This is a genomic window from Ascidiaceihabitans sp. (assembly GCF_039986515.1).
In the GTDB taxonomy this organism is placed as follows: Bacteria; Pseudomonadota; Alphaproteobacteria; order Rhodobacterales; family Rhodobacteraceae; genus Ascidiaceihabitans.
Window position 1 is genome coordinate 429,504 of the sequence record NZ_JBDWQO010000007.1, and the last position, 13,373, is coordinate 442,876.

A 13,373-nucleotide genomic window follows, 5' to 3' on the forward strand; every position below is an offset into this window, starting at 1 on the left:
ATGTGACTAGTGTGGCGACACTCGAAACGATCCGTCTGCGGGGGCAACTCCCCTTTGGACATCATATCTGGGAGGATCACTATATGGATCGTCGTTCATTTTTGAAGACATCTGCACTGGGCGGCACAGCCGCTGCTGCATCTACATTGGCCGCACCTGTTTACGCGCAAGGCAAGCGCACACTGACAATGGTAACATCATGGCCGCGCGGTTTCGCGGTTCTGGATGATGCTGCGTCATATATGGAAAAATTTGTGGGCGAAATGTCCGATGGCCAGTTGACCATCGACAAAAAAGCCCCTGGCGAGCTGGTTGGCGCGCTGGAAGTGTTTGACGCGGTATCGTCCGGTCAAGCCGACATGTACCACTCTGCCGACTACTACTACATCGGTCAGCACCCAGGCTACGCGTATTTCACAGCCGTGCCTTTCGGTGGCACAGCACAAGAAGTGACAAACTGGTACGAGCACGGCGGCGGCCAAGAGCTGCACGACGAGCTGGGCGAAATCTTTAACCTCAAAGGTTTGCTGGCGGGTAACTCCGGTTCGCAGTCCGGTGGCTGGTTCCGCAACGAAATCAACTCTGCCGCTGACTTCAACGGTTTGAAATTCCGTATGCCGGGCCTTGGTGGCAAGGTTCTGGGTAAATTGGGCGCTTCTGTTCAAAACATCCCCGGCGGTGAACTGTACCAAGCGCTGTCTTCCGGTGCTTTGGACGGTCTGGAGTGGGTTGGCCCACAAGCGGACGAGCGCGCGGGCTTCCAAGAAGTTGCAAAAGTCTACTACACGGCTGGTTTCCACGAGCCGGGTTCGGCTTTGGCGTCTTCCGTCAACCTTGACGTTTGGAACGACCTGACACCACAGCACCAGTCGATCTTGCAAAACGCATCGCGCGCCACGACCCACGTCCAGTTGGCAGAAACACTGTCCAACAACGGCGCGGCCTTGGCCCGTTTGCAGCAGCAAGGTGTGAAAACCCTGCAGTTTGGTGACGACGTTTGGGATGCATTCGGTGCAGCCTCCAAAGAAGTCATGGACGAAAACATGGGCGACGAGTTGTTCGCGAAAATCCGTGCATCGTTTGAGACGTCTTTGGCGTCTTCCGCAAGCTGGATCAACAAATCCGATGCCTATTATGTCCAACAGCGTATCCGCGTTCTGGGCGGCTGAGGCTTAGCTTAAAAACATCGAATAGGCCCCTGATTTTAATGATAAATTCAGGGGCCTTTTTGACACAAATCACGGTTACAGGCACGCATCGCCTTAAAAGAATTGCAAGGCCCATAGCGGGTTCGGGGGGACATCATGGGAAATGAAGGCGTCGTGTCATTTGGACAGCTGATCAGCGGGATCGGGTCAGGCATTTTATGGATGCTCACCGAAACGGTGATGGCCTTTTACAACATTGCCTACGCGATAACGCATCCGGGCCTTTGGCTGGACTGGAGCAATAAAGAAGCTGTCATGCGCTTTGTGTATTACGGCGGCTCTACGGAATTTTTCTTTGCGGTGTTTGCCCTCTTTCTGGTGCTGACCATCGCCGGCTTGATCCGGAACGAAATCATGTGGGGGGTCGTGCGCATCCTTGAAGGTTTCGCCAACGGCATCGGTCGCTTGTTTGCTTGGGCTGGTCTTTTGATGGTGCTTCAGCAGATCATCATCGTATTTTTGCAGCGGATTTTCACGCGCCCCGACATCTCAATCGGCTTTGGTATTCCGCTTCAGTTCGATATCTCGTGGTTCGCCGAAGAACTGAAGCTTTACAACGCCTTGGTCGTCGCCCTTTGCGCGACATATACCTTTGTGCAGGGCGGCCACGTCCGCGTAGATCTGGTGTATTCCGCCGTCAAATTCCGCACCAAGAAGGTCATCGACATGTTCGGAGCTGTTTTCTTCATGATGCCTGCGGCAATCCTGACATGGATGTATGGCTGGTACTTCTTGTGGCGCCACCTGATCGTGCCAAAACCATCGGCCTCTGACACGTTGGACCGCTTGCTGCTGAAATCACGCGCCATGCGCTGGAACGTCGAAACCATCGGCTTTTCGCCCAACGGATTTACGGGCTATTTCTTGTTCAAAATTCTGCTGGTCGCGTTCACAGCACTGGTGTTTTTACACGCAATTGCCTTCCTGTATCGCTCTTACCTTGAATGGAAAGAGGGCGAAGAAAGCGAAGGCAAATATCTGGATCGCGACACACTTGGCGAAGGCGAAGAAGCCTATGAAGGGACGCACTAATGGAACATTTTCAGAAAAAGTGGGTACCGGTCTTTGGGTCAGCGACCCTCGCTCGGTTCGAAAATGTGACGGGAGCTAAATAATGCTATTTGGTCTTGATGGGGTCGAGATTGGCCTGATTATCGTCTTTGTTTGCCTGTTCGGCGGCATTCTGTCCGGCTTTCCCGTGGCTTTTGCCATCGGTGGTGCGGGTGTCATATCTTTCGGCATTATTGCCGCCTTGGACAGTGCAGGATTGCTGATCCACCAAGCCATTGACCAGTCGGCACAAGCCTACCGCGATTTGGTCAATTCCGGCGTTGATCCCAACAGCATCAGCGTCTTTAGGTTCCCCGACCTGCCGCGTATTGGCGAACCGGTGTTCCCGAAAGGCTGGGAAGTTGCGCTGGACCGGAACGTATCGTTCATCGTGAACCGCATGAACGAACGCGTGTTCGCGGGGGCGTCTATTGAGACGCTGCTGGCGGTTTTGATGTTTGTTATGATGGGCATCACGTTGGAGCGCTCAAAGATTGCCAACGACCTGCTGACCACAATGGCGCGTGTCTTTGGCCCGTTGCCGGGTGGTCTGGCTGTTTCGATTGTTGTGGTTGGTGCCTTTTTGGCGGCCTCGACGGGTATCGTTGGCGCAACAGTGGTGACAATGGGGCTGCTGGCGCTGCCGACAATGCTGCGCAATGGGTATTCACCCGAGATCGCAACGGGCGTCATAGCGGCCTCTGGCACTTTGGGTCAGATCATTCCGCCGTCCATCGTGATTGTTTTATTGGGCACTTTGGCGGGGGACTTGTATTCATCCGCGCAAGAGGCACGCGCCATGTCCGTGGGCTGCCAATCGGCGCTGACGTATTTGGGTGAGCCTGCGGTTGTGTCTGTCGGCACCTTGTTCCAGGCGGCCTTGTTGCCGGGCATTCTGTTGGCGTTGCTCTATGCGCTTTATGCCTTTGGATATGCGTTGTTGAACCCCGACAAGGCCCCTGCGGTACCGATGGGATCCACCAACGCTGAACCCGTCACACGCGGTGAAGCGCTGACATGGTTCTTGTTTGTGCCTGTGGCGTTGATCGTGGGAACGGTGCTTTTGGGCAACCTTGGGATTGTGGGCAGCCAAAGCATGGTGGTGTCTTCGTTCTCTGACATCGGCGAAAGCGCGTCGTTGCGCACCAATGTCTCTGAAATGTGCCAAGCGGCGATGATCGAATTGCATGGCCAGCCTGCATGGGATGCAGCCGTGGCACAGCAAGCGGCCATTGAAGCGGCAGGTGGTGTTCAACAATCCGAACGTCTCAGCCCTGAAGCGTTGCAAGCGGCGATTGATGCAAAAGTCGCGGCTGCAGCCCCCATCGGGACTGGCACGGCCATCTTACTGATCTTTATGGGGCTGATCCTAAGCGTCGCACGCGGCGTGTCACCTTCGGCAAACCCGCGCCCTCTGATCGTCGGTGGCATTGGTGTTGTGTTGGCTTTGATTGTGGACATTGCCTTGGTTGGCCCAGAAACATCAGCTGGTGTTTACGTCGCTATGATGTTCCTGCCTGCGGTGGCGATCTTGTACGGGGTTGTTTTTGGTGTCACGCTTTGCGCCAAAAACGAACTGATCCGCGTGGTCTTTCCACCGCTGATCCTGATCGTGGCGGTTCTTGGGTCTATCCTTGGTGGCATCACAAACCCGACGCCTGCTGCGGCTCTTGGGGCAGGTGGGGCGATCATGTTGGCGGCCTACCGCAAACTGCGTGATACAGACCGCTCACCCAAGGTCATCATCTGGTCTACGCTGGCCATCATCATCTGCATCCTTGTGGGTGTGAATTTTGATCTGCGCATCAACCAGGACGATGTATCTTTTGAAAGCTGGGTCGCCTTCTTCGTGGCTTATGGCGCTTACATGTACGCTTTGTTTGGCTTGCTGTTTTCGTGCTGGATCCTGTTCACAAGCGGCGTCCTGACGCCAGTGGTGCGCGAAACCGCCAAGGTCACGTCGATGGTCTTCACCATCCTGATTGGATCGCAGTTGTTGAACCTTGTGGTCATCAGCTTCGGGGGCGAACATTACATCCAGCAGTTCCTTAAGTCGTTTGACAATGAGGTCACGGTCTTCCTGATCGTGATGCTGGTGTTGTTCATCCTTGGCTTCGTGTTGGATTTCCTTGAGATCATCTACATCGTGATCCCGATCGTGGGTCCCGTCATTTATGGTGGCACCTTTGACCCCAAATGGGTGACGATCATGATCGCGGTGAACTTGCAGACGTCCTTCCTGACACCGCCCTTTGGATTTGCGCTGTTCTACCTGCGCGGGGTTGCCCCCAAAGAGGTCACGACACGCCACATCTATCGCGGCATCCTGCCATTCGTTCTGATCCAGGTGGGGGGATTGTTCCTGCTGTATTGGTTCCCTGCGATTGTCACGATCGTGCCGGACCTGATCCCGAATTGATCCCAAACTGATCAGGGAAAAATCACAAACCGGAAAGGCCGCTCTTTTGAGTGGCCTTTTTTTGGGGGCTGGTGTTGGGTGGTAGGCAAGGAGGGGCCGAAATGACCCAAACTGACTACGCAGCATCGCGCACTGTTGATTTCGACGAAATTCCCGTTGTGGATGTGTCTGACCTGGACACAGTTGTCGGCCGCGCCCGCATCAGCGCTGACATCATGGCGGCGGCGCAAACGTCGGGGTTTTTCTATATTTCGGGCCACGGTATCCACCAAGACCTGATAGACCGCGCCTTTGCCGCTTCGCGTGATTTCTTTGCTTTACCGGCGGATGACAAAGCCACGGTACAAGTGAACACGGATCAACGAGGCTGGATGGGGCAGGGCATGACCCATCTGGAGGGCGCCAAAACCCACGACGCCAAGGAAGTGTTTTTCTGGGGATGGGATGTGGATGCTGACGACAAGGACGTCAAAGCAGGTGTGCCGATGGTGGCCGTCAACCAATGGCCAGACGCGGTCGCCCCTGATCTGAAGCCACAGCTGATGGCCTATTACCTCAGTGTCGTGGATATGGGCCGCAAGATCATGGGCGCCCTTGCCACTGGGTTGGGGCGCGAGGCCACATTTTTCGACAAAGCCTATGCAGCGCCTTTGGCGCGGGGGCAATTGGTCTATTATCCTGCCATGACCGAAGACGACCGGATGGCCCAGCGTTTTGGTGCTGCGGCCCATTCGGATTTCGGAGCGCTAACAATTTTGAAACAAGACGATGTGGGCGGGCTTCAGGTGCAAAACCTTGCAGGGGAATGGATCAACGCGCCGCCGCTGCCGGGCACATTCGTGTGCAACATCGGTGACCTTCTGGAACGCTGGAGCAACGGGCGTCTGGTGTCCACCAAACATCGGGTGTTGAACAGTTCGGGCCGCAGCCGGTACTCGGTGCCGATTTTCTTCGACCCCGCCAGCCAGACACCGATTGATCCGGCGGATTTCGGGGCAGTTGATCCGAATTATACTGTTGTCACGGCCGGCGAACATATCGCAGGCCGCAACGGGCGCAATTTCAAGCAGTATCAAAAAGACTAGGCGTTTGGTCTACAAACCTTTGTCCATCAAGTCTTTGATATCGGCCTGCGACGTGCCCGCCACGATGCGGCCCAATTCCTGACCGCCTTTCAAAACGATCAGCGTGGAACGGCGCGGGATGTTGCGTGATGTGGTGACGTCGTGTGACTTGTAGTCGTCCCAGTCTACGCGCACAAACGTCATGGCGCTGTTGTAGGCGGGGTTCTCGCCGCGCAATTGCCCTATGATGCGTTCTTGGCGTGCGCATGTGGAACACCAGTCGGCGGCATAATCCACAAACACGGTTTCGCCGCGGTCCAAAGCGTCTTGGATCAGGCCGGGCGTATAGTCTTTCAGGTCCGTGCTGGCCTGTGCCGCCATCGGCAAGACTGCTGTGGCAGTGCAGGCAAGAAAAAAGTCACGACGGTTCATTTGGATCTCCTGAGATTATATTGAAACAGATAGGTCTTGCAGCCAGTAGGGCAAAACCTGCACCAACCACGCCTCGATGATGTGGTTGACTTTGAACAGCAGCATCAGGCCCACGGCCACAAATGTGGCACCAAGGATCGGTTTTGATTTTGCAGCCAACGTGCGCAGACGTGTGGCGCGGCTGCGTATGGCTTCGCGCGCACCCAGACCAAGACCAAGGATCAAAGTGGACACGCCCGCGGCAAACGCCACCATAATCAGCGTCACATAGCCAAGGTTTTCGCCCTGTGATGCAAGCGCGATTGCCCCACCCAGCGTCGGACCAATGCACGGCGACCAAACGGTGCCCAACAGCAATCCGCCGATAAACTGTCCTTTGGTGCTTTGGTTGTCGATGTCATTCATCGCGCCGTCTGCACGACCTGCCATACCTGCTGCCGCAGCTTCAAAGCGGGTGGACAAGGCAGGGACCAAAAGGACCGTGCCAAAGACGACCATTATAACGGCCCCGATTTGGGCCAACGTGTCTTGCGTCAACCCGATGGCACCGCCAAAGGCTGTGACCAGCACGCCAAAGACAACAAAAGACAGGCTCATACCCGCGGCCAAAGCCACCGGCCCCATGCGGCTGGCGTTCAGTGAAGACACTAAGACAATCGGCAACACCGGCAGTACGCAAGGGTTGATCAGGGTCAGCAGCCCGGCGAGATACGCAAACACAAATTCCATAGCGGGTATATATGACGCGCTACCTGCCGTGGCCAAATGACAAAGCTGTCAGGCGTTGTAACAGACGGGCGGCATCACCGCGTCAGGTGGTGGGGCGTGTGTCTGGCAAAGAGATATTGGCCACCTGTTCCGCGATGGGATCAGTGGACAAAGGATGGCGTCGGGCGCGGAATTTCTCTGGATCGTCCATCGGGGTCCATGCGCCGTCTGTGTAGACCTCAAGCCCGGAAAAGTTGGCTTTATAGCCCATTTTCTGGCTGCCCGGCACCCAATAGCCCAGGTAGACATAGGGTAGGTTTGCTTCGCGGGCGATCTCGATGTGGTCAAGGATCAAGTAAGTGCCAAAACTGTTGCGTGGCATGTCGGGCTTGTAAAAAGAATACACCATACTGACGCCATCAGACAAAACATCCGTCAAACTGACGGCAGTGAGATCTTTTGCAACGTCTTCGGTATATTCAATGACACGGCTGCGGATCGGTGTTTCTTCGATCATCGCGGCAAATTCGAACACATCCATATCCGCCATGCCCCCATCTGCGTGGCGGCTGTCCAGATAGGTGCGAAACAAGTCATATTGTGCTTCGGTGGCCCAAGGGGATGTGGCGCGGCGCGACAAGGATGTGTTTCGGCGTATGACGCGCTTTTGGCTTTTGGAGGGCACAAATTTTGAAACGTCGATGCGCGCAGACAAACAAGCAGAGCATTCCGAACAGGACGGGCGGTACAAGACGTTCTGTGACCGGCGAAATCCTTGTTGTGATAGGCTGTCGTTCAGTGTGGTTGCGTTTTCGCCCTGTAATGCGGTGAAAAGCTTACGTTCCATGCGCCCATCCAGATACGGACAGGGTTGCGGTGCCGTTACATAAAACTGCGGCGCAATGGGAAGCGTGTGGCGCATAAGGGACCTGACTGATTTACTCAAATATATCCCAACCACCTGCAAGCGCAAGCGATTCAGTGCATTGTGGTTTATGAAACCTGTGTCAGCGGCTGCGGCGGTTTAGCATTGCCGTGCCAAGGACCATATCGGTCAAAGACTGACCACGCGGGCTGGCGCACATAAAGATCACCGAAACGATCTGAACAACGACCGTACCCAAGGTCAGATGGTAGCCGATGGTGTGTAACGCTGCTTCTGCAAAGTTCAGGCGCATGCCGTCGCGGTTGCGCAATTCGATGGCTGCGATACGCATGCCAAATGTCGCCGATCCGCCAGCAATGGTGATGATACGGTAGCCAAGGCTAACCACAAACAGCAAAAAGGGAAGGAAAAACAGCGCTGTAAAGGCGGTGAAGGGCACGATAACGGCGGTGAGAATACCGATGATCACGGCGTCGATAACCCAAGCCAACAACCGTTTGCCCGGCACATCGGCATAGAATTGGGATTGGCGATCTGGATCAGGCAGATGTGTCATGGGGTGTCTTTTGTGCTTTGTATGTCAGGAACAGGGAAAAGGTGGCTCCGGCCCGATGGAATACGGGCCGGACACGGGGCTACGCGTCGGATGCTGCAGCGTCGTCAGACTTGCGGGCACGTTCGTCCATAAACTGGTCGAATTCCGACTTGTCTTTGGCTTCGCGCAGGCGCTCAAGGAAGGCTTCGAAATTGTGCTGCTCTTCTTCAAGGCGGCGCAGCGTGTCTGCTTTGTAGCTGTCGAAGGCCGAATTGCCTGTGGTGCGTGTCGCGCCAAACCCACTGTGACGGCTCATTTTGTGGCTGCAGGATTTAGAAAACATGCGTTTGCTCCAGATCATGTAAAACAGAAGGGCGAGGCCGACGGGCCAGAAGAACACAAAACCCAGAACCATGGCTGTGATCCATGCGCCTTTGCCTTTGCTATCAAGCCAGTCTTCGGTCTTCGTGAACCATCCGCCAGAGGCAGAGGAAGGGGCGGTTTGCGTCAGGGTTGTCATCTGTTGCCTTTCGTTGGTGACGATCAGTGTGAAAGACAATGTAAATCCCTTTCACATCATACAAGATGGGACCGCAACCGGTGTCTGGCAAGGTGTAATGTAAATCTTTTTTACATTGAGTGTTTTTACTTCGTAAAATCAAATACTTGGCAGGATGTTAATTCGCAAATTTCCGCGGCCAAGCTTGAAAAAACATGGTTCGGGGTGCCTGCGGCCGCCCAAATCACATCAAATTCTTGCAATTTAGGGTCCAGAAACGCCCGTATTGGGTTTTTATGCCCAACTGGCGACACGCCACCGATTGCAAACCCCGTCTGCGCACGGATCAACGCGGCATCTGCTTTGCCCAAAGGCTCACATGCCAATGCCGCTGCTTTGGCGGCGTCCACCTGATTGCCACCAGCGGTGATAAACAGAATTGCCTCTCCGCTGGTTTCGCCTGCAAAAATGATGGATTTGGCAATTTGGTCTATCTCGCATCCAATAGCATGCGCTGCGCCAGCTGCGGTGCGGGCTTGTGCCGTTTCTACAATATTCGGGGTCAGCCCTGCGGCTTCTAAAGCGGCGCGGACACGTTTTAGACTTTTGCTCATGAGCGCATCCTGTCGATGCCACAAAACAAGTGCAAGCCCCATTGACGCTGACGTCGCTGCGGCGGAAGTTGCGTCATGACTTTGCTTGATCAAATGACCCGATGCCCCCGCGCCTTTGACCCCGAACTTGGGGCAGGGGCCACAGATCACGTCCAGAACCTTGCCCCACTGGCGCAAAACCTTCTGCATGGCGCGGCGGGCAGCAGCCCTTATTTGGCGGGTCTTATTCAAAAGGAAGCCGATTGGATTGTCGGCGCCATTGATGATCCTGATGCAGCCCTTGCCGCGCAAATGCTGTGTGGCAAGGATGTGGCGCCGGATCAGTTGGGGGCGGCCTTGCGACAAGGCAAGCGCCGGGTGGCTTTGCTGACGGCTTTGGCGGACTTGGGGGGGGCGTGGTCGTTGGGGCAGGTGACACAAGCCCTGACAGATTTTGCGGATGCTGCCACTCAGGCCGCATTGCAAGCCAGCATCGCGGCCCAAGTGAAGCGGGGCAAACTGCCCGGCGTTTCGATGGATGATGTGGAAACCGCAGGCGGTATGGTGGTGCTGGCCATGGGGAAAATGGGTGCCGGGGAATTGAATTATTCATCCGACATCGATTTGATCTGCCTGTTTGATGAAACCCGCTTTGATGTTGCGGATTTTGCGCAGGCCCGCATGGGGTTTGTGAAAGCGACACGCGCGATGTCGGCTTTGCTGAATGATCTGACGGGCGATGGCTATGTGTTTCGCACCGATTTGCGCCTGCGCCCTGATCCGGGGGTGACGCCAGTGTGTATGGCGATGGAAGCGGCCGAGCGTTACTATGAAAGCCTTGGCCGCACCTGGGAACGCGCCGCCTACATCAAAGCACGGCCAGCGGCGGGTGATCTTGCCGCAGGCGACGGCTTTTTGAAAGCACTGCGGCCATTTGTGTGGCGCAAGCATCTGGATTTTGCGGCCATTCAAGACGCCCATGACATGCGGCTTGCGATCCGCGAACACAAAGGGCTGGGTGGCCCCATCACGTTGCCGGGTCACAACATGAAACTGGGGCGTGGCGGTATCCGCGAAATCGAATTTTTCACCCAGACCCGCCAGTTGATTGCAGGGGGGCGCGATGTCGATCTGCGGATGCGTGGCACTTGTGAAGGATTGGCGGGGCTCTCCCAAAAGGGCTGGATTGATGCGGATGTCGCGGACCTGTTGACTGACAATTACGTGGCACACCGGACCGTCGAACACCGTTTGCAAATGGTGCGCGATGCCCAAACACACAGTTTGCCGCAAAGCAGCGATGGCATGGCACGGATCGCCTGTCTGATGGATATGGACGTGCGCGACCTTGAAGCCGATTTGCATCGCAGGCTCAGCGCTGTGCATGACGCCATCGAAGGCTTTTTCGCCCCTTCGGCAACAGATGACGCGCCAGAGCATACATTGGACACGGCGGCCATTGAACGGTGGCACAGCTATCCGTCGCTGCGCAGTGAACGAGCTGCCGCATTGTTCGAGCGGATCAAACCCACGCTGCTGCGCCGACTTGAACAAGCGCCCCGACCGCAAGATGCATTGTTGGCGTTTGACGGGTTTCTGGCGGGGTTGCCTGCGGGTGTGCAGCTGTTTGCGCTGTTTGATGCCAACCCGTCTTTGGTGGACCTTCTGGTCGACATTGTCAGCACATCGCCGGCCTTGGCGGAATATTTGTCGCGCAATGCCGGCGTGTTTGATGCGGTCATTGGGGGCAGTTTCTTTGCGCAGTGGCCCGGCCAAGACGCGTTGCAAGCCGAGCTAACGCAGCTTTTGAACCATGAAGCGGACTATGAGGCAAAACTGGATGCTGTGCGCCGTTGGAACAAGGAGTGGCACTTTCGCATCGGTGTGCACCAGTTGCGTGGATTGGTCAGCGCCTCTGAAGCGGCCGCGCAATATGCCGATCTGGCGCGGGCTGTCATTGTCTGCTTGTGGCCCGAGGTGGGCGCACAGTTTGCAAAGAAACACGGGGCCGCACCGGGGCGCGGAGCTGTGGTGCTTGGCATGGGATCGCTGGGGGCTGGGCGCCTGAATGCGACATCTGATCTGGATATTATCGTGATCTATGATGCGGACGGGGTCGAGGCGTCATCAGGCCCCAAGCCCTTGGCCGCACGACAATATTACGCGCGCCTGACGCAAGCGATGATTACGGCCATGACCGCGCCTATGGCGCAAGGCCGGCTTTATGAAGTGGACATGCGCCTGCGGCCCTCTGGCACCCAAGGGCCGGTGGCCACCAGTTGGGGCAGTTTTCAAAGCTACCAGAAAGAACAGGCATGGGTTTGGGAACATCTTGCCCTGACCCGTGCGGCAGTGGTGGCGGGGGCAGACGCATTGGGGCGCGATGTCGAAGCATTTCGCCACGAAGTGCTTCACATGCCCCGCGACGCGGCCCACATCCTGAACGAGGTTGCGCAAATGCGGGTGCGGATCGCGCAAGCGAAAGAATCCACATCGGTGTGGGACGCCAAAATCGGCCCCGGCCGGTTGCAGGATATCGAACTGTGCGCCCAGGCCTTTTTGCTGATTTCGGGCGGCATTACGCGATCTGTGCGCGATGGTATTGTCGCTGGTGTCGGTGCTGGCCTTCTGAATGACGCGGATGGCGTTGTTTTATCTGACGTTTATGATGTGTGTTGGCGCGTGCAAATGGCGTCCAAGCTACTGACGGGGCGATCATTGGGGCATGACGATGTCAGGTCTGGCGGTCATGACTTTTTGCGACGGACAATGGATGGGATCGGATCCGATGATCTTGAAACACACTATGCTAAAGCGGCGGCAGTCATTGACAGGGTCGTTGCATTGGGAGAGCAGCATGAAAAAAGGGGATGATCTGGACCCGAAGGGTTTGATCTTTGAAGCCTACCGCATTGAAGGCATCCTGAAGTCGGAATGCCGGACGATTTTTCTGGACTGGGCGCTGAGTTTGCCGATGGAAACAGACACGGCACAGACGCTGCGCGCTTTGATCGAAAAATACGCAAAGGATGCGCCACAGCATCCGATGTCCGAGGTGATGCACGAGGGTCTTGTCGGAATGGCTGCTCCGCGCAGGCGCGGTGGATGGCGCAGCAGGGCGCGGGATTGATCCCTGCGCTTTGGCCTTTTCCACGTCATTGGACATAGCGTGCCGGGATGCACCCGCCGCTACATTGCCCATATAGTTTCACAGCATTACAGAAAATTTGACGCAAAGTTGCCCCAATTCCACGTCAAATGTTGTCTCAACCAAAAATGGTAATTGCCGAACAATCGGCGGGAGGACGACATGAAGACAATTAAACTTATGATGGCATTGGTCGTTGGCGGATTGGTTTCTGCTTGTGCAAGCCAGGACACCGCAACACGTAACGCGCGTTTCGTGCCTGAAGCCCCGAAACTGGAAGCGGCAGTTCCTGCAATCACCAAGTCGTCTATCCGCATTGAACGCATCAACGTCGCTGTGCCGCGCACCTTGAAGGTTTCTGAACGCAATCTGTACTACCCAGGCGGTGACATCGTATGGCGCGAAGATCCCATCGGCGACCGCCATGCTCAAGTCAAAGCCATCTTTGAGACAGGTCTCGCTAAGGGTGCTGCACAAATGGATGGTCTGGTGCCGGTTGTGCTGGACGTACAAGTGCAACGCTTTCATGCGCTGACCGAAAAGGCGCGCTATTCAATTGGTGGTGTTCACAACATCATCTTCAAAATGCGCCTGCGTGATGCCGTGACCGGCTTGGCTTTGGGTGAACCCTATGAGGTGACCGCAGATCTGACAGCCTTTGGTGGCCGTCATGCTTTGGCCGCCGAAGCCCGCGGACAAACGCAAAAGGTCCGCATCACAGACCACCTGGCTGAAGTGATCCGGCTGGAATTGACCAACCCCGACGGCTACGAAAACGCCAAACTTGGATTTCTGCAAGCGGTGAACAAGCTTTAAGCTTTCACAATGCAA

13 protein-coding genes are annotated in these 13,373 nt (G+C 55.9%); 7 read left to right on the forward strand and 6 right to left on the reverse strand.

Annotated features, from left to right (window positions below):
• Nucleotides 1–83: 83 nt before the first annotated feature.
• The 4 genes from ABJL60_RS04745 to ABJL60_RS04760 all read left to right on the forward strand — a co-directional run bounded on the left by ABJL60_RS04745 (nucleotide 84) and on the right by ABJL60_RS04760 (nucleotide 5,762).
• Entirely contained in the window at nucleotides 84–1,169 is a 1,086-nt protein-coding gene (locus ABJL60_RS04745) for a TRAP transporter substrate-binding protein (RefSeq protein ID WP_348285548.1), read from the forward strand.
• 135 nt (nucleotides 1,170–1,304) lie between these two features.
• Complete coding sequence (locus tag ABJL60_RS04750; protein ID WP_348285549.1) at nucleotides 1,305–2,240, forward strand: TRAP transporter small permease subunit; 936 nt, start codon at nucleotides 1,305–1,307, stop codon at nucleotides 2,238–2,240.
• A gap of 82 nt (nucleotides 2,241–2,322) precedes the next feature.
• Entirely contained in the window at nucleotides 2,323–4,677 is a 2,355-nt protein-coding gene (locus ABJL60_RS04755) for a TRAP transporter large permease subunit (RefSeq protein WP_108828594.1), read from the forward strand.
• 101 nt (nucleotides 4,678–4,778) lie between these two features.
• On the forward strand, nucleotides 4,779–5,762 hold the full coding sequence (locus ABJL60_RS04760; protein WP_348285551.1) for a 2-oxoglutarate and iron-dependent oxygenase domain-containing protein: 984 nt from the start codon (nucleotides 4,779–4,781) through the stop codon (nucleotides 5,760–5,762).
• Nucleotides 5,763–5,771: 9 nt separating this feature from the next.
• Here the strand turns inward: ABJL60_RS04760 and ABJL60_RS04765 are convergent, their stop codons facing one another.
• The 6 genes from ABJL60_RS04765 to ABJL60_RS04790 all read right to left on the reverse strand — a co-directional run bounded on the left by ABJL60_RS04765 (nucleotide 5,772) and on the right by ABJL60_RS04790 (nucleotide 9,415).
• Nucleotides 5,772–6,173, reverse strand: coding sequence for a thioredoxin family protein (locus ABJL60_RS04765; RefSeq protein ID WP_348285552.1), 402 nt, complete (start codon nucleotides 6,171–6,173; stop codon nucleotides 5,772–5,774).
• 15 nt (nucleotides 6,174–6,188) lie between these two features.
• Entirely contained in the window at nucleotides 6,189–6,902 is a 714-nt protein-coding gene (locus ABJL60_RS04770; protein ID WP_348285553.1) for a cytochrome c biogenesis CcdA family protein, read from the reverse strand.
• An 82-nt stretch (nucleotides 6,903–6,984) separates the two neighbouring features.
• Nucleotides 6,985–7,803: an arginyltransferase gene (locus ABJL60_RS04775; protein ID WP_348375064.1), complete on the reverse strand. Its 819-nt coding sequence runs from the start codon at nucleotides 7,801–7,803 to the stop codon at nucleotides 6,985–6,987.
• Between the two features lie 85 nt (nucleotides 7,804–7,888).
• A complete protein-coding gene (locus ABJL60_RS04780) occupies nucleotides 7,889–8,323 on the reverse strand; it encodes an RDD family protein (protein ID WP_348375066.1) in 435 nt (144 codons plus the stop codon).
• 79 nt (nucleotides 8,324–8,402) lie between these two features.
• Nucleotides 8,403–8,822: a DUF2852 domain-containing protein gene (locus tag ABJL60_RS04785; RefSeq protein ID WP_348318613.1), complete on the reverse strand. Its 420-nt coding sequence runs from the start codon at nucleotides 8,820–8,822 to the stop codon at nucleotides 8,403–8,405.
• A 125-nt stretch (nucleotides 8,823–8,947) separates the two neighbouring features.
• Entirely contained in the window at nucleotides 8,948–9,415 is a 468-nt protein-coding gene (locus tag ABJL60_RS04790; RefSeq protein WP_348375068.1) for a YbaK/EbsC family protein, read from the reverse strand.
• 75 nt (nucleotides 9,416–9,490) lie between these two features.
• On the opposite strand from ABJL60_RS04790, the gene ABJL60_RS04795 reads away from it, so the two are divergent.
• From ABJL60_RS04795 to ABJL60_RS04805, 3 genes are all read left to right on the forward strand, one after another.
• Nucleotides 9,491–12,268 carry a glutamine-synthetase adenylyltransferase gene (locus ABJL60_RS04795; protein WP_348375070.1) on the forward strand — a complete coding sequence of 926 codons (2,778 nt, stop codon included), beginning with the start codon at nucleotides 9,491–9,493 and terminating at the stop codon, nucleotides 12,266–12,268.
• Nucleotides 12,252–12,524 (forward strand): hypothetical protein, encoded by a 273-nt coding sequence (locus ABJL60_RS04800; RefSeq protein WP_348289270.1) that lies wholly within the window; start codon nucleotides 12,252–12,254, stop codon nucleotides 12,522–12,524. The genes ABJL60_RS04795 and ABJL60_RS04800 overlap by 17 nt, the downstream gene beginning before the upstream one ends.
• Before the next feature lie 180 nt (nucleotides 12,525–12,704).
• On the forward strand, nucleotides 12,705–13,358 hold the full coding sequence (locus tag ABJL60_RS04805; RefSeq protein WP_348375072.1) for a DUF6778 family protein: 654 nt from the start codon (nucleotides 12,705–12,707) through the stop codon (nucleotides 13,356–13,358).
• Nucleotides 13,359–13,373: the final 15 nt, after the last annotated feature.

Excerpts from the sequence above, each read along its gene's own strand:
- ABJL60_RS04760 (WP_348285551.1), top strand. The coding sequence starts at position 4,779 with ATGACCCAAACTGACTACGCAGCATCGCGCACTGTTGATTTCGACGAA.
- ABJL60_RS04780 (WP_348375066.1), bottom strand. The coding sequence starts at position 8,323 with ATGACACATCTGCCTGATCCAGATCGCCAATCCCAATTCTATGCCGAT.
- ABJL60_RS04795 (WP_348375070.1), top strand. The coding sequence starts at position 9,491 with ATGACTTTGCTTGATCAAATGACCCGATGCCCCCGCGCCTTTGACCCC.
- ABJL60_RS04790 (WP_348375068.1), bottom strand. The coding sequence starts at position 9,415 with ATGAGCAAAAGTCTAAAACGTGTCCGCGCCGCTTTAGAAGCCGCAGGG.
- ABJL60_RS04805 (WP_348375072.1), top strand. The coding sequence starts at position 12,705 with ATGAAGACAATTAAACTTATGATGGCATTGGTCGTTGGCGGATTGGTT.
- ABJL60_RS04750 (WP_348285549.1), top strand. The coding sequence starts at position 1,305 with ATGGGAAATGAAGGCGTCGTGTCATTTGGACAGCTGATCAGCGGGATC.
- ABJL60_RS04775 (WP_348375064.1), bottom strand. The coding sequence starts at position 7,803 with ATGCGCCACACGCTTCCCATTGCGCCGCAGTTTTATGTAACGGCACCG.
- ABJL60_RS04770 (WP_348285553.1), bottom strand. The coding sequence starts at position 6,902 with ATGGAATTTGTGTTTGCGTATCTCGCCGGGCTGCTGACCCTGATCAAC.
- ABJL60_RS04755 (WP_108828594.1), top strand. The coding sequence starts at position 2,323 with ATGCTATTTGGTCTTGATGGGGTCGAGATTGGCCTGATTATCGTCTTT.
- ABJL60_RS04745 (WP_348285548.1), top strand. The coding sequence starts at position 84 with ATGGATCGTCGTTCATTTTTGAAGACATCTGCACTGGGCGGCACAGCC.
- ABJL60_RS04765 (WP_348285552.1), bottom strand. The coding sequence starts at position 6,173 with ATGAACCGTCGTGACTTTTTTCTTGCCTGCACTGCCACAGCAGTCTTG.
- ABJL60_RS04800 (WP_348289270.1), top strand. The coding sequence starts at position 12,252 with ATGAAAAAAGGGGATGATCTGGACCCGAAGGGTTTGATCTTTGAAGCC.
- ABJL60_RS04785 (WP_348318613.1), bottom strand. The coding sequence starts at position 8,822 with ATGACAACCCTGACGCAAACCGCCCCTTCCTCTGCCTCTGGCGGATGG.